Origin of the sequence: Microbacterium pratiae (assembly GCF_047302165.1) — a bacterium.
GTDB lineage: Bacteria > Actinomycetota > Actinomycetes > Actinomycetales > Microbacteriaceae > Microbacterium.
In genome coordinates, this window is sequence record NZ_CP154843.1 from 2441623 (window position 1) to 2463996 (window position 22374).

Genomic DNA, 22374 nt, shown 5'->3' on the forward strand with positions numbered 1-22374 from the left:
ACGGCGCCCGTCTATGCGTAGACGGGCGCCGTTCCGCTTCCGCGGGCGATGATCCGCTCGACCATCTCGTCGTCGGTGGTGTTCTCGCCCGGCTGATTGGGCTTCCCGAGACCGTGGTAGTCGCTCGAGCCCGTCACGATCAGGTCGAGGTCGGCGGCGATCGCGCGCAGGGCGCGCTTGCCGTCCGCCGTGTTCTCCCGGTGCTCCACCTCGAAGCCGGCGAGGCCGTGTGCGACGAGCTCACGGAGCACGGCGGGGGGCATCATCCGCTCGCGTCCGCTCGGCGACGGGTGCGCCAGGATGGGTACTCCCCCGGCTGCGACGACGAGCTCGACGGCGGCGACGGGGTCGGGCGCGTAGTGCGGGGTGAAGTGCCCCTGACTGGGATGCAGGATGCCGGCGAACGCGGCCGCACGGTCGGCAGCGAGCCCCCGCGCGACGAGGGCGTCCGCGATGTGCGGCCTCCCCACCGTCGCGCCCGCACCCGTCTGCGCGAGCACGTCGTCCCACGTCAGGTCGTGCGAGCGCGCGATGCTCCGGACGATCCGCTCGGCGCGGCCGACCCGGTCCTCGCGGATGCGCTCCATCTCGGCACGCAGCCGCGGGTGATCCGGGTCGAAGAGATAGGCGAGCAGATGGACCGTCCGCCATTCGTGCCGCGCGCTGAGCTCCATGCCGGGCAGGAACGTCATGTCGAGCGACGCGGTCGCCTCGGCGGCCTCCGCCCACCCAGCGGTCGTGTCGTGGTCGGTCAGCGCGATCGTCCGCAACCCGGCATGATGCGCAGCCTGCACGACGCCTGCGGGCGGTTCCGTGCCGTCTGATCGGATCGAGTGCAGATGCAGGTCGCTGGGCCCGCGGAAGCCCCGTGCGCGCTCTGCCGTTCCCATCCTCCACAGCGTAGCCGTGCCCGGCGATCGTCCAGGCTCGCTCTCATAGAGTCGAGGCGTGAAGCGCGTGTTCGGAGCCCTCGTGGTGGCCCTGTTCGCAGCGGCTGCCGTCGTGGTCACCTGGCCCGAGCTGCTCCGACTCGAGCGGGAGTTCCCCTTCGCCCAGCTCGTCGCTCTGCGCCCGCTGCTGATCGGCGCGTTCGTCGGCATCGGCCTCCTCTTCCTCCTCCTCTCGCTGGGGCGCCGCATCCGCGCGTTCTGCCTCTGGGTGACTCTCGTCTCGCTCGTCGCCGCGGTGGGCGGGGCCGGCACGCTCGCGGTCCGCGGGCTCGGCGCCGAGACGCTGCCGCCGAAGACGGACGACAGCATCCGGGTCATGACCTGGAACACCGCCGGCCCGGCGACGGACGCCGAGACCATCGCCGAGACCGCGGTGGCCATGCAGGCCGACATCGTGGCACTGCCCGAGACGACGATGGACACCGGGCGCGCGGTCGCCGTCGCGATGCGTGAGCGCGGACGCCCGATGTGGGCCCACGTCGACAGCTATGAGGGCCCGGACAGCTGGGATGCCAACTCCACGGCGCTCCTGATCTCGCCCGAGCTCGGCGAGTACTCGGTCATCGAATCCGAGGCCGCGGGAACGAGCAACACGACGATCGTCCCGAGTGCCGTAGCCATGCCCGTCGACGGTGACGGACCGGTGGTCGTGGCCGTGCACGCGGTCGCCCCGCGTCCCGACGAGATGGCGAGCTGGCGCAGCGACCTCCAGTGGCTGGCAGACCAATGCGCGTCGGATGACGTCATCATGGCGGGCGACTTCAACGCGACGCTCGACCACATGGCACGTCTCGGAGTCGACGACGCCGACCTCGGGCGCTGCCATGACGCCGCGCGGGCCACCGGCAACGGCGGGATCGGCACCTGGCCGACGGACGTGCCGGCTCCGCTGGGCGCACCGATCGACCACATCATGGCGACCGCATCGTGGCAGCCTGAAGGGTCCGTCGTCATTTCATCTCTCGATGACTCGGGCAGCGACCATCGTCCCCTGGTGGTGCAGTACACGCGGCGCTGAACCGTGCCGACGGACCGTGGCGGATGCGAGACTGGAGCCATGAGCACGAGCCAGACCGCGGGAACCGACACGACCGGCACCGAGAAGACCGGCGCCGAGAAGACCAGCACCGAGACGACCGTGTCCGAGGCCCCCGCCGAGAACACCAACCGCCGCCAGCCGTTCCCGCAGGGCTTCCTCGACACCATCTCGCAGGGATGGGCACCGCGCGTGGAGGCGTCACCGGCAACTCGCGAGGCGGCTCAGTTCGCCGCCGAGCGGCGCGAGCGGCTGTCCCGCGAGTTCCGTGGCCGCCGCCTCGTCATCCCGGCGGGGTCGCTGAAGCAGCGTTCGAACGACACGGACTACCCGTTCCGGGCGCACTCCGCCTTCTCGCACCTGACGGGTTGGGGCAGCGACGCCGTGCCAGACTCGGTGCTCGTCTTCGAGCCCACCGCCGCGGGGCACGACGTCACTCTCTACCTCCGCGACCGTGCCGACCGGACGACGCCGGAGTTCTACGCCGACGCCGCGGTCGGAGAGTTCTGGATCGGGCCGCGACCCGCGCTCGACGACGTCGCCGTCGACCTCGGCATCGCGACCGCCCACCTGGCCGACGTGGAGCTGCGCGCGGACGACCTCGTGCTCGAAGCCGACCCCGACCTGACCCGTGCGGTGTCGGAGCTTCGCCTCACGAAGGACGAGTACGAAGTCGAGCAGATGCGTCTCGCTGTCGCCGCGACCGCCCGCGGCTTCGACGACATCGTCTCGGACCTCCCCCGTATCGTCGCCACGCCTCGGGGCGAGCGTGTCGTCGAAGGCCTCTTCCACCTGCGGGCGCGGACGGACGGCAACGGCGAAGGCTACGACACGATCGCCGCGTCGGGCCCGCACGCCTGCTACCTGCACTGGACCCGCAACGACGGGCCGGTGGTGCCCGGTGATCTGATCCTGATCGACGCGGGCGTCGAGATCGACAGCCTCTACACGGCGGACATCACGCGCACGATTCCCGTCTCCGGCCGGTTCACCGAGATCCAGCGACGCATCTACGAGACGGTGCGCGAGGCCGCCGACACCGCGTTCGCGGCTGCTCGGCCCGGCGTGACGTTCCGCTCGATCCACGAGGCGGCCATGTCGGTCATCGCCGCCCGCGTCGCCGAGTGGGGGCTGCTCCCCGTGACGGCGGACGAGGCGCTCGATGCCGACCGCGGAGGTCAGCACCGGCGTTACATGGTGCACGGCACGAGCCACCATCTGGGCATCGATGTGCACGACTGTGCACAGGCGCGCCGAGAGATGTACTACGACGGCGTTCTCGAGCCCGGGATGGTGTTCACGATCGAGCCCGGCCTGTACTTCCAGATCGACGATCTCACCGTGCCCGAGGAGTATCGCGGCATCGGCGTCCGCATCGAGGACGACATCCTGATGACCGAGAGCGGCCCGGTCAACCTGTCGGCCGACATCCCGCGCACGGCGGACGAGGTCGAGGCCTGGATCGCGCGCTCGACCTCGTGAGCGGCTCGTTCTCGACCCCTCCCGCGCAGAGGACGCGCCCGCTGCTGACGGGCACCTTCGGCATGGCCGCCGCCACCCACTGGCTTGCGACCGGCACGGCGCAGGCCGTTCTCGAGCGTGGCGGCAATGCCTTCGACGCCGCCGTCGCGGGCGGTTTCGTCCTGCAGGTCGTGGAACCCCACCTGAACGGTCCGGGCGGCGACCTCGTCGGGCTCTTCCATGCCGCGAGCGACGAATCGCCCCGGGTGCTGATGGGACAGGGACCCGCGCCGCAACGGGCGACGATCGAGCACTACCGCTCCGAGGGCCTCGACACCGTTCCGGGCGCGGGAGCATTGGCAGCCGCAGTGCCGGGCGCGGTCGACGCATGGCTGGTGCTGCTCCGCGACTACGGCACGTGGGAGCTCGCCGACGTCCTCGACTTCGCGATCGGCTATGCCCGCGACGGCCATCCGCTGCTCGCATCGGCCGCGGCCACGATCGAGCGTGTCGCCCCGCTCTTCCGCGACGAATGGCACACCTCAGCCGACCTCTGGCTGCCCGGTGGCCGCGTTCCCCGGGCCGGCGACGTGTTCCGCAACCCCGCACTCGCGCGGGTGCTGGAGAGCCTGGCTCAGGCGGGACACTCCGCCGACAGCCGACGCGACCGCATCGAGGCGGCACGTTCGGAGTGGCAGACCGGCTCGGTCGCCCGCGCCACCGAGGCGTTCGTCGCACGACCCCACCGCCATTCCACAGGCGGCCGCCACGCGGGGGTCATCACCGCGGACGACTTCGCGGCCTTCTCCGCCGGCTACGAGGAACCCCTGACGACCGTCTTCCGCGGACGTCGGGTCGTCAAGGCGGGGGCGTGGACGCAGGGACCGGCGCTGCTCGAGGCGCTCGCGCTGCTCGACCCGCTCCCCGACGATCGCATCGACCCTGCCACGCCCGAGGGTGCTCACACGATCATCGAGGCACTCAAGCTCGCCCTCGCCGACCGTGACGCGCACTTCGGCGATGACAGCGCCGTCGCCGAGATCCTCAGCCCCGCCTTCCTGACCGAGCGGCGCGCACAGCTGGCGCCGGAGGCATCGCACGAATGGCGCCCGGGCTCCCTCTCGGATCGTGCCCCGTATCGCCCCCCGCTCGTGCATCCGGACGGCACCAGCGTCGCCGGTACGGGCGAACCGACGGTCGGTCGGGCGGGCGACACGCGAGGCGACACCTGCCACATCGATGTCGTCGACCGCTGGGGCAACATCATCTCGGTGACGCCGTCCGGCGGCTGGCTGCAGTCCTCTCCCACGATCCCCGAGCTCGGTTTCGCACTGGGCACCCGCTTGCAGATGACCTGGCTCGACGAGACGTCCCCGGCCGCGTTGCGCCCGGGCGCGCGCCCCCGCACGACGCTCTCGCCGACACTCGTGATGACGGGAGACCGCACCGACATCGCGATGGGGACGCCCGGTGGCGACCAGCAGGACCAGTGGCAGCTGCCGATGCTGCTCCGGATGCTCGTGGGAGGCTGGGACGCCCAGGCGGCGATCGACGCGCCCACGCTGCACACGACGGCGATGATCGATTCCTTCTGGCCCCGGACCTGGACTCCGGCGGGAGTGGTGATGGAGGATCGCCTCGGCGAAGAGGTCGCCGCCGGCCTCCGGTCGCGGGGGCACGACGTGACGCAGGTCGGTCCGTGGGCCCTCGGACGCCTCTCCGCCGTCGGCATCGATCGTTCCCGCGGACTGCTCTGGGCCGCCGCGAACCCGCGCGGGATGCAGGGCTACGCAGCCGGCCGGTGATCTCGGACGACCACCGTCAATCGAACAGGCGGCCCAGCGCCGTCGGTACGACCAGTTCGGCCGTGCGGACGCCGATCTCGTCGGCGTCGCGTTTCCGCCCCGCGACTTCGAACGAATGGCGTGCGCCCTCCACCCATAGCAGCTCGGCGTCCACGCACGTGTCGACGACCGCCTCGAGATCGGCGACCGGTTCGACGAACGGGTCTCGGGTCCCCGACACGAACACCTGCGGCGCTGCGACCGCGGGCAGGTGCGCGGCGCGCGGGCGGTCGGGTCTGCCGGGCGCGTGGAGCGGGTACCCGAGGTAGATCAGGAGTGCCGGATCGATCGCGTCGGCGGCAGCGGCCATCGACGCCATACGGCCGCCGTACGACTTCCCGGCCGCCACGATGGGCGCACCGGGATGCGCGTCGACGGCCGCGCGGAACACCGCGACCCAGGAATCGACGGCGTCGCGTGCAGGCCCGGGGAGCCTGCGGCCCGCCAGCACGTACGGGAACGGGAAGCGGATGACGCTCATCCCCGACGCCGCGGCGGCTCGTGCGAAACCGGCGAGGAACGGATGCTCCGGCCCGGCTCCCGCTCCGTGAGCGAGAAGCATCACCGCACGAGCGTCATCGGAGCGGTCGTGCAGCAGCGGCAGCTCGACGGTCCCGGAGGCGAGATCGACCGGGACCGCGTCGATCATCGCTGCGGGTCGATCGCCGGGGGCTCGGGTGTGCCCGGAGCCTGGGGACCGGGTGCCTCGCCACCGGGTACCGGTCCTACGGCAGGCGGCAGCGGTGCGCCCGCGCCTCCGGGCTCGGAGGCTCCTGTCGGCGGCGCGGGCGTGTCGACGGGGGCCGCGGGGCCGGGGGCGGGTCGATCGCCCGATGGAGCGGGCGCGGGGTCGATGCGTTCCCCGTAACGGGGCGGTCCATCCGGGACGGGAGTGGCGGGCGCGGCCGGACGTGCCGGGGTGACGTTCAGCGCGCCCCGAGCGCGGTGGATGCTGCCCGCCTGCACCGTGACCTCGTAGTGCTCGGCGACGACCTGCGTGACGGAGGCGAAATCGCGCCGACGGCGTACGAGGGCGAACATCACGAGGCTCATCATCATGCCGATCGCGACGCCGACGAGCATCACCCCGAGGAAGAGCTGGATAGCGGCATCCGGTGTGCCGAAGACGAAGATGAGCGAGAAGATCAAGCCCAGGAGGACGCCGTTGATCGCGCCCGTGCGCGCCGCGGTCGCGTAGCCGAGCCGACCGGTCACGGTCTCGACCGACCGGAGGCCGTAGCCGACGATCGCGATCTCACGGGCCGGGATGTCGGCCGAGATGAGTGTCGACACCGCTTTCTGCGCGGCCTCGTACGAGGCGTACTCGGCGACCTTCTCACCCGTGATCGCGGGCGTCCCGCCCATCATGCTCATTCCGTCATTCTGTCACGGGCCGCCTCGGCGGTCGCCGACTACGCTGGAGCGGTGAGTACGCAGAGGGTTTTCGTCGCGCGCCTGGTCGGGTGCGTCGTGTTCGATCCCGCCGGCGACCGTCTCGGCAAAGTCCGCGACGTGGTCGTCATCTTCCGCAAATCGGACCCTCCGCGCGTCATCGGCCTCGTCGTCGAGATCCCGGGCCGGCGCAATGTGTTCCTCTCCATCGGCCGGGTGACCTCGATCGCGACCGGACAGGTCATCACGACCGGCCTCATCAACGTCCGGCGGTTCCAGCAGCGCGGCGGCGAGGTGCGCGTCATGGCCGAGCTCCTGGGACGCAAGGTGTATCTCCGCGACGGATCGGGAGGTGCCGTGATCGAGGATGTCGCGATCGAGCGCAACCGGCTCGGCGAATGGGACATCGGGCAGCTGTTCCTCCGCAGGCCCAAGACGAGCGCCTCGCCGTTCGCGAAAGGTCCGACGACGTTCGCCTCGTGGGGCGATGTCCGCGAAGACCAGTCCGCAGGGACCGCGCAGTCGGCCGAGCAGCTGGTGGCGACCTACTCGGAGCTCAAGCCCGCAGACCTCGCGAACACGCTGCTCGATCTTCCCGAGGAGCGGCTGCTCGAGGTGGCCGAGGAGCTCCCCGACGACCGGCTCGCGGACGCTCTCGAGGAGATGCCCGAGGACGAGCAGGTGCACATCCTCGAGCGACTCGGCGACGAGCGCGCGGCCGACATCCTCGACGCGATGGAACCCGACGACGCCGCAGACCTCCTCGGTCAGCTGCCCGAGGGACGCATCGAGCAGCTCCTCGACCTCATGGAGCCCGAAGAGGCCGAGGACGTCCGCGCACTGCTCGAGTACGGCCCCGACACGGCGGGCGGTCTGATGACGAGCGATCCGATCGTGCTGTCGGCCGAGGCGACGGTGGCCGAGGCGCTCGCACTCATCCGCCGGCACGAGCTGCACCCTGCGCTCGCAGCATCCGTCTTCGTGACGCTGCCGCCGTACGAGACGCCGACGGGCCGGCTTCTGGGAACAGTGCACTTCCAGCGGATGCTGCGCTACCCCCCGCACGAGCGGCTCGGCGCGATCATCGACGACACGGTCGATCCGGTCGCCGCCTCGTCGTCCGCGGCGGAGGTGGCGCGCATGCTCGCCAGCTACAACCTCGTCTCCGTTCCCGTCGTCGACCAGGCCCGCCGACTCGTCGGCGTCGTGAGCGTCGACGACGTGCTCGATCACCTTCTTCCCGACGACTGGCGGTCGCAGGACGTCGAGCCGCAGGACGCCGCGGCGATGCGGGGACGTCGCTGATGCCCCGCTCGTCGAAGACGCCCTCGCTCGAGGCCCCCCGCGGTCGCCGCAGCGGAGTCAGCGGTGTGCTCGGCCAGCGCACGTCGCAACCGTCGCGCGATCGCTTCGGCCGCTTCACCGAGTGGATCGCACGGGCGATGGGCACCCCGGGCTTCCTCGTCGCGCTCTCGCTCTTCTGCGCGGCCTGGCTCGCCTGGAACACGCTGATGCCCGTCTCGCTCCGATTCGACTCGGCGGCCAACGGGTTCACGGCACTGACACTGATGCTGTCGCTTCAGGCTTCGTACGCCGCACCTCTGATCCTGCTCGCGCAGAACCGTCAGGACGACCGCGACCGGGTGCAGATCGAGCAGGACCGTCAGCGCGCGGAGCGCAACCTCGCCGACACCGAGTACCTCGCCCGCGAGGTCGTCGCGCTGCGCATGGCGATCTCGGACCTGACCGACGGACTCGTGACGAAGGAGACGCTGCGCGCCGAGCTGCGGACGGCACTCGACCGCCTCGAGTCCGACGAGCGGCCGGACCCGCGATGACGGCGGACGCCGTCCGCGCAGCCGTCGCGGCGGTGCGCGACCCGGAGCTGCGCAAGCCCCTCGGCGAGCTCGACATGGTGCGCGACATCACCGTCGACGACGGCCACGCTCGCGTCGGCATCGCCCTGACGATCGTCGGCTGCCCCGCGGCCGATCGGATCGAGCGCGACGTCCGGAACGCGGCGCTGTCGGCGCCGGGCATCGAGAGCGTGTCTGTCGACGTCGGCGTCATGACGCCGACGGAGCGTGCAGCGCTGACGGAGCGTCTGCGCGGCGGCAGAGCGGCCCGCGACAACCCGTTCGGCCCCGATTCGCTCACGCGCGTCATCGCCATCACGAGCGGCAAGGGCGGCGTCGGCAAATCGACGCTCACCGCCAACCTCGCCGTCGCGCTCGCCCGACGCGGCCTCGCCGTCGGGCTCGTCGACGCGGACGTGCACGGGTTCTCCATTCCCGCGCTGCTCGGTCTCGTCGACGCAGACGGCCTGCCGCCGCAGCCCACGCGTATCGACGGCCTCATGATCCCGCCGATCGCCCACGACGTGCGCACGATCTCGATCGGCATGTTCCTCCCCCGCGATCAGAAGACCCCCGGTGCCGTCGCCTGGCGCGGACCGATGTTGCACCGCACCGTCTCGCAGTTCCTCACCGACGTGTTCTTCGGTGACATCGACGTGCTCCTCATCGATATGCCCCCCGGAACCGGCGACGTCGCCATCAGCGTCGGCCAGCTGCTCCCCCACGCCGACGTCGTCGTCGTCACGACTCCGCAGACCGCCGCGGCCGATGTCGCCGTGCGCAGCGGCCTGGTCGCTCGGCAGACGGGCCAGCGGGTCATCGGGGTGATCGAGAACATGTCGGCGATGATGCTTCCCGACGGGACGTCCCTCGACCTCTTCGGCAGCGGCGGCGGGACGCGGGTCGCGGACGCGCTGTCGGCCGATCAGCCGGTGCCGATGCTCGGCTCCGTGCCGCTCAGCCCGGTGTTGCGCAGTGACGCCGACAGCGGAGTTCCCGTCGTCGTCGCGCACCCGGACGACCCTGCCGCTGCGGAGATCTCCCGCATCGCGGAGCGCATCGCGCACGGCGGGCGCAAGCTCAGCGGTCGCCCGCTGCCGCTGCGGGTCGGCTGATCAGGTCGCCTCGTCGTCGAACGGGACGACAGCTCCGCGCTCGAATCGCATGGCCGCTTCGCCCGCGGCATCCATTCCCACGGCGGTCGCCGTGCTGATGGCGGCGCCTGCCGCGGCCGCACGCACGGTCGGGACGGGCGCGTCCTCGAGAAGGGCGTCGCGGATGATCCGCCGCGGGTCGTACTGTCGGGGGTCGAGCTTGCGCCACTCGACGTCGGAGAAGTCCTCGCCCATCTCGTCTTTGACGCGGTCCTTCGCGCCGTTGACCCAGTCGCGGGCCCGCACCGTGAACCGCGCGAGCATCTCGGCGAGCTGCGGAAGGCGCTCGGGTCCGAGGAGCAGGACAGCGGCGACCCCGATGAGGATGAGCTTGTCCCCGTCTAGGCCGAAGAACATGACCCCAGATTACCCGTGCGCCTCAGCAGCCGGAGCCATGCGCACGCCTACGCTGGAGCCAGGAGGAACGAATGGGTGATCAGGAAGCGATCCGCAGGTTCGCGATGGAGGCGACGGTGGAGCCCGAGCACATCGCTCGCGCGCGTGCACACGCCCTCGAGATCGGCGCGGCCCCGATCAGTCCTCCGGTGGGTGCGCAGTGCGCCGTCCTCGCCGCAGCGACGGGCGCTCTCAACATCGTCGAGATCGGCACCGGCGGCGGCGTGTCCGCCCTCTGGCTCCTGCACGGGTCGCCGCGTGCCACGCTGACGACGATCGACATCGAACCCGAGCATCTCGCCGTCGCACGGCAGTCGTTCACCGAAGCGAGGATCCCGCCGGCACGGGCGCGCTTCATCACGGGCCGCGCGGCCGATGTGCTTCCCCGCATGAACGAGGCGTCGTACGACATCGTGCTCGTCGATGCGGATGCCGACGGCGTCATCGAGTACGTCGAGCACGGCCTGCGGCTCGTCAGGCCGGGCGGAATGGTGCTCGTTCCCCGGGTGCTGGCCGGCGGAGCCGTCGCCGACCCCGTCCGTCGCGACGAGGTCACCCGCGCGTATCGCTCCCTCATCCACGAGACGCAGTCGTCTCCCGCCGTGCTCGGCGCCCTCTCGATCGTCGGCGAAGGACTCCTGCAGCTCACGACGGCGGCGTCCGCCTGAGGGCGACCACGTCCATCGACACGAAACGGCCGGCCCCGTCGGGACCGGCCGTTTCCGGTGGCATCGTCGTCAGGCGGCGCCGACGACTCCGCTCAGCACGCTGTGGAGTTCCTTGGCCTCTTCATCATTGACCGAGACGACCAGACGCCCTCCGCCTTCGAGGGGGACACGCACGATGATCAGGCGCCCCTCCTTCACGGCCTCCATCGGTCCGTCTCCGGTTCGCGGCTTCATGGCTGCCATCGCGGCTCCCTTTCGTCATGAGGACTACCTGAAGAGTTTATCGTGCGACGCAGGCACGGCGCGGACGCCACCTCAGGGAATCTGAGCGAAGGTGCTGCCGAGGGCATACATCGCGTAGATCCACCACCATTGCGCGGCCATCCCCAGCAGCAGCACACCGACCCGCCACCAGCGCGAACGGGGCAGCGCGAGGGCACCCCAGAGCGGCGAGAGGGGGACGAGCAGCCGGAAGGTGCTCGACTGCGGGAAGAACACCGCGAGCAGGTAGAGCAGGTATGCGCCGGACCAGAGCCGGATCGGCATCCCCAGCCGCCGCACCCGACGATCGGCGACGATCAGCAGCGTCACGAGGGCCACGATCGCCGTCAGACCGGCGAGGCACACGACAGCGGGCACGCCCCAGATGCCGGACCACAGGACGGCCGCTTGAACCGTGCCCTCGAAAGGCACGAAGCCGCCGTGATCGCCGATCCACGATCGTCGCCAGGCGAGCTCGGTCTGCAGGTAGGCGTCGGGCGCTCCGGTGACGAGACCGGTGATGACGGGCCAGGCGAAACCGCAGACCGCGGCGAGCATCCCGTTGGCCACGATGTGGCCGATCTCACGCGGCCGCAGCTCGTCGAGCCGTCGCCGCGACCAGCGCCAGAGTCCGTAGAGCGCGAGCATGAGCGAGAAGGCGAGGACGCCCGGCCGGGTGAAGGCCATCAGCGGGATCCAGAGGTACAGCCACCACCAGCGGCGGCGCTCCACCGCGAGCAGGCCGAGGAGCAGCCAGAGCTGGAAGAGCGCTTCTGCATAGCCGAGCTGGAACAGCGCCGCCATCGGGCCCGCGAAGCTGAAGAAGGCCACCGCCCAAATCGCCGCGGCCCGGCCGATTCGCCGCCGCAGCAGGGCAAACAGGACGAGACAGGCGAGGTACCCGGCGGCGGCCGAGACCAGCGGCGCCGCGACCGGGAAGCCCCCGGCGACCCAGCCCACGGCACCGGTGATGACGGGATACACCGGCATGAAAGCCCACGCGTTCTGGGCGACGTGCCCGGCGGCGTCGAGCGGGAGCTCGGCGGGATATCCGCTGAATGCGATCAGCCAGTACCACTGCGCATCCCACCCCATCGTGAGACTGCCGAGCGTCGCATCGGCACCGAACCGCGACTGCGGGCCGCTCAGTTCGGCGGCGCTGATCAGAAAAGCCGTCGTCACCGCGCGCGAGACGAGGTAGACGAGCGCGATCGCGGCGGCAGGGGGCAGCGCGACCGCGGCGCGACGCAGCAATCTCATGCGTTGATGGTCAGCGACTCGAGAGCCACGTGCGCAGGCCCTCCTCGACGGCGTGGATCTGCGCGACCGGCACCCGCTCCTCGTCGTGATGAGCGAGCGACGGGTCGCCGGGACCGTAGTTGACGGCCGGCACGCCGAGCGCCGAGAACCGCGCGACATCCGTCCAGCCGTACTTGGGGCGCGGTTCGGCGCCGACGGCAGTCACGAACTCCTGGGCAAGGGGCGCGTCGAGCCCGGGGCGCGCGCCGCCCGCGAGGTCGACGACCTCGACCTCGAAGCCCGCGAAGAACTCACGCACGATCTCGACCGCCTCGTCAGGCGTGCGGCTCGGCGCGAATCGATAGTTGACCTCGACCTCGCACAGGTCCGGGATCACGTTTCCGGCGATGCCGCCGGAGATCCGGACGGCGTTCAGGCCCTCGCGGTAAACGAGCCCCTCCACCTCGACGTCGGCGGGGGTGTGCTCTGCGAGACGCTGCAGGATCGGAGCGGCGTGGTGGATCGCGTTGTCGCCGATCCAGGCGCGGGCGCTGTGAGAGCGCACCCCGTGGGTGCGAACGATCGCGCGCAGGTTGCCGTTGCACCCGCCCTCCACCTGCCCGTTCGACGGCTCGCCGAGGATCGCGAAGTCACCGGCGAACAGATCCGGGCGGTTGGCCGCCAGCCGCGTCAAGCCGTTGAGCTCGGCCGCGACCTCCTCGTGGTCGTACCACATCCACGTGATGTCGACCCGAGGATCGACGAGCTCCGCCGCGAGCTTCAGCTGCACAGCGACACCCGCCTTCATGTCGACGGTCCCTCTCCCCCACAGGAACTCCTCGCCGTCTTCGACGACCTCGCGCACGGGGAGGTTCGCGTTGATGGGGACGGTGTCGATGTGACCGGCGATCACGACCCGCTGCGATCGGCCGAGCTGCGTTCGGGCGACGATCGTGTCACCGTCGCGGACGACCTCGAGGTGGGCGAGGGGCGACACGGCCGCGAAGATGGCATCGGCGAGGGTCGTCTCGTCGTCCGACACGCTCGGGATGTCGCAGACGGCCCGGGTCAGATCGGCGCTGGACACGGTCAGATCGAGCTCAGGCATGCCGCCGATTCTAACGGCGACGGCGGCACCGATAATCTGGAGGCATGAGCGAACGGTGGGCATGGGGCGTGGGACTCGCGACCTCGAGCAGCGACGGCACGACACTCGACACCTGGTTCCCGGAACCGGCCCTCGGCACGCCCGCGGCGGCGGATTCCGCAGCCGCGATGGTCACGTGGGCGCCGCTCGCAGCAGACGATGAGCGACGCGGAGTGACGGTCGAAGCCGTCACCGTCTCGATCGACCTCGATGCCGCGCCGGCGTCGACCCCCGATGCGTACCTGCGTTTGCACGTCCTCTCGCACGGCCTCGCGGCGCCGAACACGGTCAACCTCGACGGGATCTTCGGGCACCTCCCGATCGTCGCGTGGACGACTGCTGGTCCGATGCATCCCGACGAGGCGACCCGCCGTCGCCCGCTGCTGCAGCGCGACGGCATCCAGGTGCACAGCCTCGACAAGTTCCCGCGGCTGCTCGACTACGTCACTCCCCCGGGCGTGCGCATCGCCGACGCCTCGCGTGTGCGCCTCGGCGCTCACCTGGCTCCGGGAACGACCGTGATGCACGAAGGGTTCGTCAACTTCAACGCCGGCACCCTGGGCGCCTCGATGGTCGAAGGACGCATCTCGCAGGGCGTCGTCGTCGGCGATGGCAGCGACATCGGAGGTGGTGCGTCGATCATGGGCACCCTTTCCGGAGGTGGCGCGCACCGGGTGTCGATCGGACGCCGCACCCTGCTCGGCGCCAACGCAGGCATCGGCATCTCGCTCGGAGACGACTGCGTCGTCGAAGCGGGGCTCTACGTCACCGCGGGATCGAAGATCGTGCTCGCCGACGAGCCTGCCACCGCGTCGGGCGCACGTCCGAGCGTCAAGGGAGCCGAGCTCTCCGGTCGAGACGGCATCCTGTTCCGCCGCAACTCCCTCACCGGTGCCGTCGAAGCCGTTCGGCGCGCGGGCGTCGGCGTCACGCTCAACGAAGCCCTGCACGCCTGATCTCGACGCGGTGCTTCTGATCTGAGCCGATCCGAGCCGCGAATCCGCCGCTCAGATCAGGAGCACCGACAGCAGGCCGCCCCACAGGCAGACGACGGCGAGCATGCCGAGGCTGTACCACAGCGATGCCCGCAGGATCTCGGACTCACGGCCCGCGAGTCCGACCGCCCCCGCCGCGATGGCGATTGACTGAGGCGAGATGACCTTGGCCGCGGTGCCGCCGGCGGTGTTCGCTGCGACGAGCAGCGCCGGATCGACGGCGATCTGCTCGGCGGTCGCGACCTGCAACGGTGCGAACAGCGTGTTGTTGTTCACGACCGACCCGGTGAGGAAGACCCCGATCCACCCGATGACGGGTGCGAGCAGCGGGAAGAGCGGCCCCACCGCGGCTAGCGCCGTGCCCATCGAGGCCGAACCCCCCGAATAGTTGGCGATGTTCGCGAGGACGAGGATGATCGCGATCAGCAGCAAGGCGCGCCACAGTTCTCGGACGGTCGCGGCCAACGTCAGCCCCAGGTCGGCGGCACGGAGTCGGGGCGTCGTCAGGAACGACACGATCACCGCCAGGAGGATGGCGGTTCCGGTCGCATTGATCGGGGTGAAGCTCCATGCCGCCGTCACGACATCGCCGTCGGGGGTCGTCACGCTCCTCGTGAGCCCCGGCATCGGAACCGCGACGACGAGCGCCGACAACGGTCCCCCCGCGGCGAAGAGGTTCTTGAAGACCGGAAGGCTCCACACCAGGATCACCGCCGTCAGGATGTAGAACGGGCTCCACGCCGCCACGACCTGACGCAGCCCGGCCTGATACGGCTCCGGGTCGGGTGCGCCGACCTCGCGATGGATGCGCCGAGGTTGCCACACCCGGCCGAGGAGGAAGAGCGCGATCATCGCCGCGAGGCCGGCGCCCAGGTCTGCCAGCTCGGGCCCGAGGAACCACAGCACCCCGGCCTGGACGCCGCTGAACACGATCGTCACCAGCAGCGTCGCGGGCCAGGTCTCCCGCAGGCCTCGAATGCCGTCGAGGATGATCACCAGCAGGAACGGGATGAGAAGGGTGAGCGGCTGGAGGACGAGCACCATCGCCCGAGAGAGCTCCTGCACCTCGAGGCCGCTGACCTGGGCGCCCACGATGACCGGGATGCCGATGGCACCGTATGCCCCGGCCGCAGCGTTGGCGACCAGCGAGATCATGGCGGCGCGCAGCGGACGGAACCCGAGCTGCACCAGAAGCGCCGCGCAGATCGCGATGGGCACGCCGAAACCGGCGGCGCCTTCGAGAAAGGCGCCGAACGCGAAGCTGATGAGCAGCACCTGGATGCGCTGATCCGTCGAGATCCCGCCGATCGACGAGCGGATCACGTCAAAGCGGCCGCTCGCCACGGCGAGTTTGTAGAGCCACACGGCCATGACGATGATGTACGCGATCGGCCAGATCGCGGTGAGCAGACCGAGGAGGCCCGCACCACCGACAGCGGTGAACGGCATCCCGAAGCCGAAGGCGGCGACGAGCAGCTGCGCGACGAGAGCGATCGCACCGGCGAGGATGCCGCTCAGCCGCAGACCCACGAGCGCGACAAGGAATACGACGATCGGAATCGCGGCGACCAACGCCGACAGCGCGAGCGAGCCCAGCGGATCCGTCGACTGCTGCCACATCCGTCGCTCCCCTGATCGTCCGTCGCGGCCCACCCTAGACCGCCGCGGAGGCCCGCGCGAGGGGGCGTATGCTCGCGTCAGGAGGTGGCCCGATGTCAGATCGATTGCCCAAGAAGGTCTACGAAACCGAGCTTCGACGGCTTCAGGCGCAGCTCGTCGACATGCAGGCCTGGGTCCAGACGACCGGAGCGCGGATCGTCGTCATCTTCGAGGGACGGGATGCCGCGGGCAAGGGCTCGACGATCAAACGCGTCGCCGAGTACCTCAATCCACGCGTCGCGCGCATCGTCGCGCTGCCGGCCCCTACCGAGCGCGAGCGCTCCCAGTGGTACTTCCAGCGATACGCCGCGCACCTGCCCGCCGCGGGCGAGATCGTCCTCATGGATCGGTCGTGGTACAACCGTGCCGGAGTCGAGCGCGTCATGGGCTATTGCACCAGCGATGAGTACCACCGCTTCCTGCACCAGGCACCGATCTTCGAGCGGATGCTCGTCGAGGACGGCATCCTGTTGCTCAAGTACTGGTTCAGCGTCTCGGACGTCGAGCAGGAGAAGCGGTTCCGGTCGCGGAACGAAGATCCGATGCGGCGCTGGAAGCTGTCCCCCAACGATGTCCTCTCCATCACCAAGTGGGAGGACTACTCGCGAGCGAAGGACACGATGTTCGTGCACACGGACATTCCGGAGGCCCGCTGGCACGAGGTCGACAACGAGGACAAGCGTCGGGGCCGGATCAACATGATCCACCACCTGCTCGGACAGATCCCCTATGAAGTCGTCGAGAGGCCTGAGATCGAGATTCCGCCGCGTCCGCCGTCCGGAGGATACGACCGGCCGCCCCAGCAGCTCGACGGCTACGTTCCCGACTACGCGGCGACGCTACTCGAGGACTGACGCGCCCGCCCGCCCGCTTGCTCGCCGCCCGGCCCCGCCGGGCTGATAGGGGCGGCACGGATCGCGGTTCGCGCGCGTCCGTGGCGAGCCGAAGCTCGCCGTCCCGGGCTTCCCTGCCCGAGGTCCGTCCCGTCCCGTGCCGTGCCGTGCCGTGCCGTGCCGTGCCGTGCCGTGCCGTGCCGTCGACAGGCTCACACGCGTCAGGCGCCCCGGCGGGCAGTGGTTCAACCCATCCAGCCTGTCGACGGGACAGGGCGGCGGGCCTGCCGCCGACACATGCCGCCGCAACGCCCCAGCCGCACCTGCCGGGCCGCCGCGTCCCGCCAACAGGCTGAACCACCGACCGGACCGCCCAGGACGCCGCGAAGGGGCAGCCAGCCTGTCGACGGGACAGGATGACGGGGATGCCGCCGACACATGCAGCAGGGTCGCCCCAGCCGCAGCTGCCGGGCCGCCGATGTCCCGCCAACAGGCTGAACCACCGATCGGACCACCCAGGACGCGGCAAAGGGGCGGGGAGCCTGTCGACGGGACGAGGATCCGGCCGGAGACACGGCGCAACACGAGCTCCGCCCCGCACAGCGCGGCGTCACGGAGACCGTACGCAGACGAAGTGATCAGCCGCCTGCGCGGGCCAGCACTCAGCCCGGCTCGGCAGCCCGGATCAGCCGTCGGCGCGGGCCGAGCAACTGGCCGGCACAGCCGTTCGGCCGAGTTGAGCCGAACGGCTCAGCTCAGGACGTGGGGTAGTCCCGTTCCGCCGAGCCGATGTACAGCTGCTGCGGGCGCCCGATCTTGGTCTGCGGATCGTTCTGCATCTCGCGCCAGTGGGCGAGCCAGCCGGGGAGACGCCCGATCGCGAACAGCGGGGTGAACATGCGGGTCGGGAAACCCATCGCCTTGTAGATGACGCCCGTGTAGAAGTCGACGTTCGGGTACAGGCGGCGCTCGCGGAAGTAGTCGTCGCTGAGAGCGATCTCCTCGAGCTCCTTCGCGAGGTCGAGGAGCGGGTCGACGACGCCGAGCTCGTTCAGCACCTCGTCGGCCGATTCCTTGACGAGCTTCGCACGGGGGTCGTAGTTCTTATAGACCCGGTGCCCGAAGCCCATGAGCTTCACGCCGTCTTCCTTGTTCTTCACGCGTGCGACGAACCGCTCGACGCTTTCGCCGGAGTCGCGGATGCGCGCGAGCATGTCGAGCACGGCCTCGTTCGCGCCGCCGTGAAGCGGCCCGTAGAGCGCGTTGATGCCCGCCGAGATCGACGAGAACTGGTTCGCACCGGTCGAGCCGACCAGACGCACCGTCGAGGTCGAGGCGTTCTGCTCGTGGTCCTCATGAAGGATGAGGAGGCGCTCGAGGGCTCGCGAGACGACGGGGTTGACCTCGTAGGTCTCTGCCAGCACGCCGAAGTTCAGGCGCAGGAAGTTGTCGACGAAGCTCAGCGAGTTGTCGGGATACAGGAAGGCCTGCCCGACGCTCTTCTTGTGCGCGTACGCCGCGATAACCGGAAGCTTCGCGAGCAGTCGGATGGTGTTCAGCTCGACGTGCTCGGGGTTGTTGGGGTCGGACTGGTCCTCGTAGTACGTCGACAGGGCTGCCGTCGCCGCCGACAGCACCGACATCGGGTGCGCGGTGTGCGGCAGCGAGGAGAAGAAGCGCTTGAGGTCTTCGTGCAGGAGCGTGTGACGACGGATGCGGTCGTCGAAGTCGGCGAGCTCGTCGGCCGTCGGCAGGTCGCCGTAGAGCAGAAGCCAGGCCACCTCGAGGTACGTCGAGTGCTTGGCGATCTGCTCGATCGGGTAACCGCGATAGCGCAGGATGCCCTGATCGCCGTCGATGTAGGTGATGGCAGACCGCGTCGCCGCGGTGTTGACGAATCCGTAGTCGAGGCTCGTGTGGCCCGTCTGCTTCGTGAACGTCGAGAAGTCGACGCTCGGAACTCCGTCGGTTCCATGCAGCACCGGCAATTCTGCGGTGCGGTCACCGATGGTGACGGTGGCCTTCTGCGGGGTGCCCGTGTCGTCCACGAAGCCTCCTTGCGATCGTCCGGTGCGGTCTCTACAGCCTATCGGGCGCGCGGGCCTACTCCGTACGACGCCAAAGGATCAGCGGATCGGTAGGAGAAACCCTACGAATCCGAGAGGCGTGCCGCGGCGGCTTCGATCCGCTCCTGCGACGCCGTGAGGGAGAAGCGCACGTGCTGCGGGAAGTGCGTCCCATAGAAGTGCCCCGGGCCCGCGAGGATGCCGCGCTCGGCCAGCCGACCGAGGGTCTGCCAGGCGTCCTCGCCCGCGGTGGCCCAGAGATAGAGTCCGGCCTCGCTGTGATCGATCCGGAACCCCGCGCGTTCGAGTGCCGGACGCAAGACGTCGCGGCGGCGGCGGTACAGGTCCTTCTGGCGCGCGACATGCTCGTCGTCGTGGAGCGCGGCGACCATCGCCTGCTGGACGGGAAGCGGAAGCATGAGCCCCAGATGCTTCCGAGCCGTGAGCAGCGCGGCCACGATCGTCGCGTCTCCGGCGAGGAACGCGGCTCGATACCCTGCGAGATTCGACTGCTTGCTCAGCGAGTACACCGAGAGCAGGCCCGAGACGTCACCGTCGCTCACGCGCGGGTCGAGGATGCTGGGCACCGTCTGCTGGGCCCAGGGGCCGTCCCAGCCCAGCTCGGCGTAGCACTCGTCCGAGACCACGACGGCGCCGAGCTCGCGCGCGCGGGCGACGATCCCCCGCAGCTCCGCGACATCCAGCACGCGCCCGTCGGGGTTGCCGGGCGAGTTCACCCACACCAGCCGCGTGCCCTCCGGGAAGTCCACGTGGTCGTCTGCGGCCACCGGCGTCGCACCGACCAGGCGCGCTCCCACCTCGTAGGTCGGGTATGCGGCGCGCGGGTGGACGACGACATCCCCCGCTCCCAGGCCCAGCAGGAGGGGCAGCAGTGCCACGAGCTCTTTCGACCCGATGGTCGGGAGGACATTGGCGGGGGTCAGCCCGGCGACGCCGCGGCGACGCTCGTACCAGTCGACGATCGCCTCGCGCAGCGCCGGTGTGCCGACGGTCTGCGGGTAGGCGTGCGCGTCGGTGGCGGCGCGCAGGGCCTGCGCCACGACCTCGGGCGTCGGGTCGACCGGCGAACCGATCGACAGGTCGACGATCCCGTCGGGGTGGCGGCGCGCCTTCTCGGCGTACGGCGCGACCGCGTCCCAGGGGTAGTCAGCGAGGTCGTGGACGCTCAATGCCCCTCCCCCTGCGGCGGCAGCGCGGCCACGAGGGGGTGGTCCTTCGCGATGACACCGACCTTCGCGGCGCCTCCCGGAGACCCGAGATCGTCGAAGAACTCGACGTTCGCGGTGTAGTAGTCCTGCCACTCGGCGGGAAGGTCGTCTTCGTAGTAGATCGCCTCGACGGGGCACACCGGCTCGCACGCGCCGCAGTCGACGCACTCGTCCGGGTGGATGTAGAGCGAGCGCTCGCCCTCGTAGATGCAGTCCACGGGGCACTCGTCGATGCACGCGCGGTCCTTCACGTCCACGCACGGGAGGGCGATCACATAAGTCACACGACGAGTCTAGTTCGTGCGATCGCGGGCGGCCGCCGGGCGCGCCCCCGCGAACGAGGGCCAACCGACGACGACGGCGACCATGACCGGCAGCGCGAACGTCCAGATGAGGCCCGTGCTCAGCTGCCCTTCCGGCGGAGCCGGGACGACGACCGAACCGCCCGGCCCGCGGCCGGAGAAGACGATGGTGGCGATGAGGGCGCCGAGCCCGCACGACAGCGCGGCCCACCGGTCGCTCGTGAGCAGTCGCAGTCCGGCGACGAGGCCCGTCACGCCCGCGATGGCGACGATCAACCCGACGGGAAGGACGCCCCACACATACGCCTGAGTGATGGTCCCGGCGACGCCGTAGACGGCTCCCGCGATCGCCGCGACGAGCCACCCCGCCACGCGGGACCATGTCTGAGTCACCGGCCCAGTCTAGGCGGCCCACCCCCACGCGCGGAGCGCCGCCGCCACGAGGGCCGCCGCGGCCACGACGACGAGGAACGGCGCGCGCAGCGCGAGCAGGACAGCAGCAGCAGCGACCGCCGGGACGCGCGCATCGACGACGATCGCGGTGCCGGCGCCGATCGTCTGAACGACGACGAGCGCCGACAGCAGAGCAATCGTCAGTTGATCGATGATGCGCTGCGCGCGGTCGCCGTCGAACCACCGCGGCGGGAGCAGATAGCCCAGGGCCTTCAGTGCGACGCAGATGATCGACGCCACGAGGATGCCGGTCCACGGGGTCATGGCGCCTCCCCCGCCTTCGACAGCTCGGCCTCCGCGCCGGGCGATCGGCGGCCCGGCAGGACGGCCGCGACCACGATGGCCACGACGCCGGCGATGAGCACGGGAATGCCGGGCATCGTGAGGGGCGTCGCTACGCCGGCGACGACACCGGCGGCCACCCCGACGACGACCGCCTCGAGCCGGCGGAGGCGGGGCCACAGCAGCGCGAGGAACGCCGCCGCCGCGGCCGCGTCGAGGCCGTAGGCACGCGGATCGCCGAGGATGTCGCCGAGCAGGGCTCCGAGAAGGGTGAAGAGGTTCCATCCGACGTAGATGCCCACCCCGGTCACCCAGAAGCCGATCCGCCGTGCGCGGGCGCCGGACTGCGCGAGGGCGACGGCCGTCGACTCGTCGATCGTGAACGGGAACGCGCTCAGCCGCCGACCGATGCTCCCGCCGACGATCGGCGCCATGCGGAGACCGTAGGCCACGTTGCGCACGCCCAGAAGCGCCGCGGAGGCGATCGCCGCGGGAAGGGCCGCCCACCCGCCGGTCGCGATGACTCCGACGAAGGCGAACTGCGAGCCGCCCGTGAACATCAGGAGGCTCAGCACGCACGTCTGCCAGACGTCGAGGCCCGCGGCGACGCCCAGCGCCCCGAACGACACGCCGTAAGCGCTCGTCGCCACCGCCACGCCGATCCCATCGCGCCACGCGCGCCGTGTCGCGGCATCCTGCTCCATCGCTCCGATGTTATCGACCCGTCCTGCCGACGCCGGATACCCTGACGGAATGAGTCGCGTGTTCACGATGAGTGTCGCGTCGGTCTACGTCCACTACGTGGCCAAGGCGGAGCGGAAAGGCCGGACGCGCGCCGACGTCGACGAGGTGACGCGCTGGCTCACGGGCTTCTCGCAATCAGAGCTCGAGACCCATCTGGCCACCGGGACGACGTTCGAGGACTTCTTCGCCGCGGCGCATCTGAACCCCGAGGCCACGAAGATCACCGGCCTCATCTGCGGCATCCGGGTCGAAGAGATCGACGACCCGCTGATGCAGCGGATCCGTTACCTCGACAAGTTGGTCGACGAGGTTGCGCGCGGCAAGCAGATGTCGCGCATTCTGCGGGGCTGAGCGCTGCCCTGGGCACCGACGCCGCGACCCCGGAGGCCGTGAACGGCACTCCGGGG

At 70.4% G+C, this 22374-nt stretch carries 24 protein-coding genes; 10 read left to right on the forward strand and 14 right to left on the reverse strand.

Features of this window, described 5'->3' with window-relative positions; genetic code table 11:
- Positions 1-11: 11 nt before the first annotated feature.
- Positions 12-890 carry a PHP domain-containing protein gene (locus AA0Y20_RS11590; RefSeq protein ID WP_412939350.1) on the reverse strand — a complete coding sequence of 293 codons (879 nt, stop codon included), beginning with the start codon at positions 888-890 and terminating at the stop codon, positions 12-14.
- Between the two features lie 58 nt (positions 891-948).
- On the opposite strand from AA0Y20_RS11590, the gene AA0Y20_RS11595 reads away from it, so the two are divergent.
- The 3 genes from AA0Y20_RS11595 to AA0Y20_RS11605 all read left to right on the forward strand — a co-directional run bounded on the left by AA0Y20_RS11595 (position 949) and on the right by AA0Y20_RS11605 (position 5252).
- Positions 949-1968, forward strand: coding sequence for an endonuclease/exonuclease/phosphatase family protein (locus AA0Y20_RS11595; protein ID WP_412939351.1), 1020 nt, complete (start codon positions 949-951; stop codon positions 1966-1968).
- Positions 1969-2007: 39 nt separating this feature from the next.
- On the forward strand, positions 2008-3468 hold the full coding sequence (locus AA0Y20_RS11600) for an aminopeptidase P family protein (protein WP_412939352.1): 1461 nt from the start codon (positions 2008-2010) through the stop codon (positions 3466-3468).
- A gap of 62 nt (positions 3469-3530) precedes the next feature.
- Complete coding sequence (locus tag AA0Y20_RS11605) at positions 3531-5252, forward strand: gamma-glutamyltransferase family protein (RefSeq protein WP_412939759.1); 1722 nt, start codon at positions 3531-3533, stop codon at positions 5250-5252.
- A 16-nt stretch (positions 5253-5268) separates the two neighbouring features.
- Here the strand turns inward: AA0Y20_RS11605 and AA0Y20_RS11610 are convergent, their stop codons facing one another.
- Complete coding sequence (locus tag AA0Y20_RS11610) at positions 5269-5940, reverse strand: alpha/beta family hydrolase (protein ID WP_412939353.1); 672 nt, start codon at positions 5938-5940, stop codon at positions 5269-5271.
- A complete protein-coding gene (locus AA0Y20_RS11615; RefSeq protein WP_412939354.1) occupies positions 5937-6665 on the reverse strand; it encodes a general stress protein in 729 nt (242 codons plus the stop codon). The genes AA0Y20_RS11610 and AA0Y20_RS11615 overlap by 4 nt, the downstream gene beginning before the upstream one ends.
- A gap of 51 nt (positions 6666-6716) precedes the next feature.
- Here AA0Y20_RS11615 and AA0Y20_RS11620 point away from each other — a divergent pair, with 51 nt between their 5' ends.
- From AA0Y20_RS11620 to AA0Y20_RS11630, 3 genes are read left to right on the forward strand one after another with little or no spacing between them, the layout of a single operon-like run.
- Positions 6717-7988 carry a magnesium transporter MgtE N-terminal domain-containing protein gene (locus AA0Y20_RS11620; protein ID WP_412939355.1) on the forward strand — a complete coding sequence of 424 codons (1272 nt, stop codon included), beginning with the start codon at positions 6717-6719 and terminating at the stop codon, positions 7986-7988.
- A complete protein-coding gene (locus AA0Y20_RS11625; protein WP_412939356.1) occupies positions 7988-8521 on the forward strand; it encodes a DUF1003 domain-containing protein in 534 nt (177 codons plus the stop codon). The genes AA0Y20_RS11620 and AA0Y20_RS11625 overlap by 1 nt, the downstream gene beginning before the upstream one ends.
- The gene (locus AA0Y20_RS11630; protein WP_412939357.1) at positions 8518-9654 is read left to right on the forward strand and encodes an Mrp/NBP35 family ATP-binding protein; all 1137 of its coding nucleotides are present in this window, start codon (positions 8518-8520) and stop codon (positions 9652-9654) included. The genes AA0Y20_RS11625 and AA0Y20_RS11630 overlap by 4 nt, the downstream gene beginning before the upstream one ends.
- Here the strand turns inward: AA0Y20_RS11630 and AA0Y20_RS11635 are convergent, their stop codons facing one another.
- Positions 9655-10050 carry a Sec-independent protein translocase TatB gene (locus tag AA0Y20_RS11635; protein ID WP_412939358.1) on the reverse strand — a complete coding sequence of 132 codons (396 nt, stop codon included), beginning with the start codon at positions 10048-10050 and terminating at the stop codon, positions 9655-9657.
- A gap of 71 nt (positions 10051-10121) precedes the next feature.
- Here AA0Y20_RS11635 and AA0Y20_RS11640 point away from each other — a divergent pair, with 71 nt between their 5' ends.
- Positions 10122-10757 carry an O-methyltransferase gene (locus AA0Y20_RS11640; RefSeq protein WP_412939359.1) on the forward strand — a complete coding sequence of 212 codons (636 nt, stop codon included), beginning with the start codon at positions 10122-10124 and terminating at the stop codon, positions 10755-10757.
- 69 nt (positions 10758-10826) lie between these two features.
- On the opposite strand, the gene AA0Y20_RS11645 is transcribed toward AA0Y20_RS11640, so the two are convergent.
- The 3 genes from AA0Y20_RS11645 to dapE form a co-directional block, all read right to left on the reverse strand.
- Positions 10827-11000, reverse strand: coding sequence for a DUF3117 domain-containing protein (locus AA0Y20_RS11645; RefSeq protein ID WP_023950528.1), 174 nt, complete (start codon positions 10998-11000; stop codon positions 10827-10829).
- A gap of 72 nt (positions 11001-11072) precedes the next feature.
- Positions 11073-12278, reverse strand: a complete 1206-nt coding sequence (locus AA0Y20_RS11650; protein ID WP_412939360.1) for a hypothetical protein — start codon at positions 12276-12278, stop codon at positions 11073-11075.
- Between the two features lie 10 nt (positions 12279-12288).
- Positions 12289-13365, reverse strand: coding sequence for a succinyl-diaminopimelate desuccinylase (gene dapE, locus AA0Y20_RS11655; protein ID WP_412939361.1), 1077 nt, complete (start codon positions 13363-13365; stop codon positions 12289-12291).
- Positions 13366-13409: 44 nt separating this feature from the next.
- Between dapE and dapD the strand changes: the two genes are divergently transcribed.
- Positions 13410-14360: a 2,3,4,5-tetrahydropyridine-2,6-dicarboxylate N-succinyltransferase gene (gene dapD, locus AA0Y20_RS11660; protein ID WP_412939362.1), complete on the forward strand. Its 951-nt coding sequence runs from the start codon at positions 13410-13412 to the stop codon at positions 14358-14360.
- A 51-nt stretch (positions 14361-14411) separates the two neighbouring features.
- Here the strand turns inward: dapD and AA0Y20_RS11665 are convergent, their stop codons facing one another.
- A complete protein-coding gene (locus AA0Y20_RS11665) occupies positions 14412-16019 on the reverse strand; it encodes an L-lactate permease (protein WP_412939363.1) in 1608 nt (535 codons plus the stop codon).
- Positions 16020-16111: 92 nt separating this feature from the next.
- Between AA0Y20_RS11665 and ppk2 the strand changes: the two genes are divergently transcribed.
- Positions 16112-16912 (forward strand): polyphosphate kinase 2, encoded by an 801-nt coding sequence (gene ppk2, locus AA0Y20_RS11670; RefSeq protein WP_412939364.1) that lies wholly within the window; start codon positions 16112-16114, stop codon positions 16910-16912.
- Positions 16913-17646: 734 nt separating this feature from the next.
- Here the strand turns inward: ppk2 and AA0Y20_RS11675 are convergent.
- The 6 genes from AA0Y20_RS11675 to AA0Y20_RS11700 form a co-directional block, all read right to left on the reverse strand.
- Positions 17647-18939: a citrate synthase gene (locus AA0Y20_RS11675; protein ID WP_412939365.1), complete on the reverse strand. Its 1293-nt coding sequence runs from the start codon at positions 18937-18939 to the stop codon at positions 17647-17649.
- 101 nt (positions 18940-19040) lie between these two features.
- Positions 19041-20147 carry a succinyldiaminopimelate transaminase gene (gene dapC / locus AA0Y20_RS11680; RefSeq protein ID WP_412939366.1) on the reverse strand — a complete coding sequence of 369 codons (1107 nt, stop codon included), beginning with the start codon at positions 20145-20147 and terminating at the stop codon, positions 19041-19043.
- Positions 20144-20470, reverse strand: coding sequence for a ferredoxin (fdxA, locus tag AA0Y20_RS11685; RefSeq protein WP_094261453.1), 327 nt, complete (start codon positions 20468-20470; stop codon positions 20144-20146). Before fdxA ends, dapC begins: the two co-directional genes overlap by 4 nt.
- A gap of 9 nt (positions 20471-20479) precedes the next feature.
- A complete protein-coding gene (locus AA0Y20_RS11690) occupies positions 20480-20881 on the reverse strand; it encodes a histidinol dehydrogenase (protein ID WP_412939367.1) in 402 nt (133 codons plus the stop codon).
- Between the two features lie 9 nt (positions 20882-20890).
- Positions 20891-21205, reverse strand: a complete 315-nt coding sequence (locus tag AA0Y20_RS11695; RefSeq protein WP_412939368.1) for an AzlD domain-containing protein — start codon at positions 21203-21205, stop codon at positions 20891-20893.
- Positions 21202-21927, reverse strand: a complete 726-nt coding sequence (locus AA0Y20_RS11700) for an AzlC family ABC transporter permease (RefSeq protein ID WP_412939369.1) — start codon at positions 21925-21927, stop codon at positions 21202-21204. The genes AA0Y20_RS11695 and AA0Y20_RS11700 overlap by 4 nt, the downstream gene beginning before the upstream one ends.
- A gap of 49 nt (positions 21928-21976) precedes the next feature.
- Between AA0Y20_RS11700 and AA0Y20_RS11705 the strand changes: the two genes are divergently transcribed.
- Entirely contained in the window at positions 21977-22318 is a 342-nt protein-coding gene (locus tag AA0Y20_RS11705; RefSeq protein ID WP_412939370.1) for a DUF2200 domain-containing protein, read from the forward strand.
- Positions 22319-22374: the final 56 nt, after the last annotated feature.

Coding starts and splice junctions, on each gene's coding strand:
- AA0Y20_RS11590 (WP_412939350.1), bottom strand. CDS start 890: ATGGGAACGGCAGAGCGCGCACGGGGCTTCCGCGGGCCCAGCGACCTG.
- AA0Y20_RS11600 (WP_412939352.1), top strand. CDS start 2,008: ATGAGCACGAGCCAGACCGCGGGAACCGACACGACCGGCACCGAGAAG.
- AA0Y20_RS11605 (WP_412939759.1), top strand. CDS start 3,531: ATGGCCGCCGCCACCCACTGGCTTGCGACCGGCACGGCGCAGGCCGTT.
- AA0Y20_RS11610 (WP_412939353.1), bottom strand. CDS start 5,940: ATGATCGACGCGGTCCCGGTCGATCTCGCCTCCGGGACCGTCGAGCTG.
- AA0Y20_RS11615 (WP_412939354.1), bottom strand. CDS start 6,665: ATGAGCATGATGGGCGGGACGCCCGCGATCACGGGTGAGAAGGTCGCC.
- AA0Y20_RS11625 (WP_412939356.1), top strand. CDS start 7,988: ATGCCCCGCTCGTCGAAGACGCCCTCGCTCGAGGCCCCCCGCGGTCGC.
- AA0Y20_RS11630 (WP_412939357.1), top strand. CDS start 8,518: ATGACGGCGGACGCCGTCCGCGCAGCCGTCGCGGCGGTGCGCGACCCG.
- AA0Y20_RS11635 (WP_412939358.1), bottom strand. CDS start 10,050: ATGTTCTTCGGCCTAGACGGGGACAAGCTCATCCTCATCGGGGTCGCC.
- AA0Y20_RS11640 (WP_412939359.1), top strand. CDS start 10,122: ATGGGTGATCAGGAAGCGATCCGCAGGTTCGCGATGGAGGCGACGGTG.
- AA0Y20_RS11645 (WP_023950528.1), bottom strand. CDS start 11,000: ATGGCAGCCATGAAGCCGCGAACCGGAGACGGACCGATGGAGGCCGTG.
- AA0Y20_RS11650 (WP_412939360.1), bottom strand. CDS start 12,278: ATGAGATTGCTGCGTCGCGCCGCGGTCGCGCTGCCCCCTGCCGCCGCG.
- dapE (WP_412939361.1), bottom strand. CDS start 13,365: ATGCCTGAGCTCGATCTGACCGTGTCCAGCGCCGATCTGACCCGGGCC.
- dapD (WP_412939362.1), top strand. CDS start 13,410: ATGAGCGAACGGTGGGCATGGGGCGTGGGACTCGCGACCTCGAGCAGC.
- AA0Y20_RS11665 (WP_412939363.1), bottom strand. CDS start 16,019: ATGTGGCAGCAGTCGACGGATCCGCTGGGCTCGCTCGCGCTGTCGGCG.
- ppk2 (WP_412939364.1), top strand. CDS start 16,112: ATGTCAGATCGATTGCCCAAGAAGGTCTACGAAACCGAGCTTCGACGG.
- AA0Y20_RS11695 (WP_412939368.1), bottom strand. CDS start 21,205: ATGACCCCGTGGACCGGCATCCTCGTGGCGTCGATCATCTGCGTCGCA.
- AA0Y20_RS11700 (WP_412939369.1), bottom strand. CDS start 21,927: ATGGAGCAGGATGCCGCGACACGGCGCGCGTGGCGCGATGGGATCGGC.
- AA0Y20_RS11705 (WP_412939370.1), top strand. CDS start 21,977: ATGAGTCGCGTGTTCACGATGAGTGTCGCGTCGGTCTACGTCCACTAC.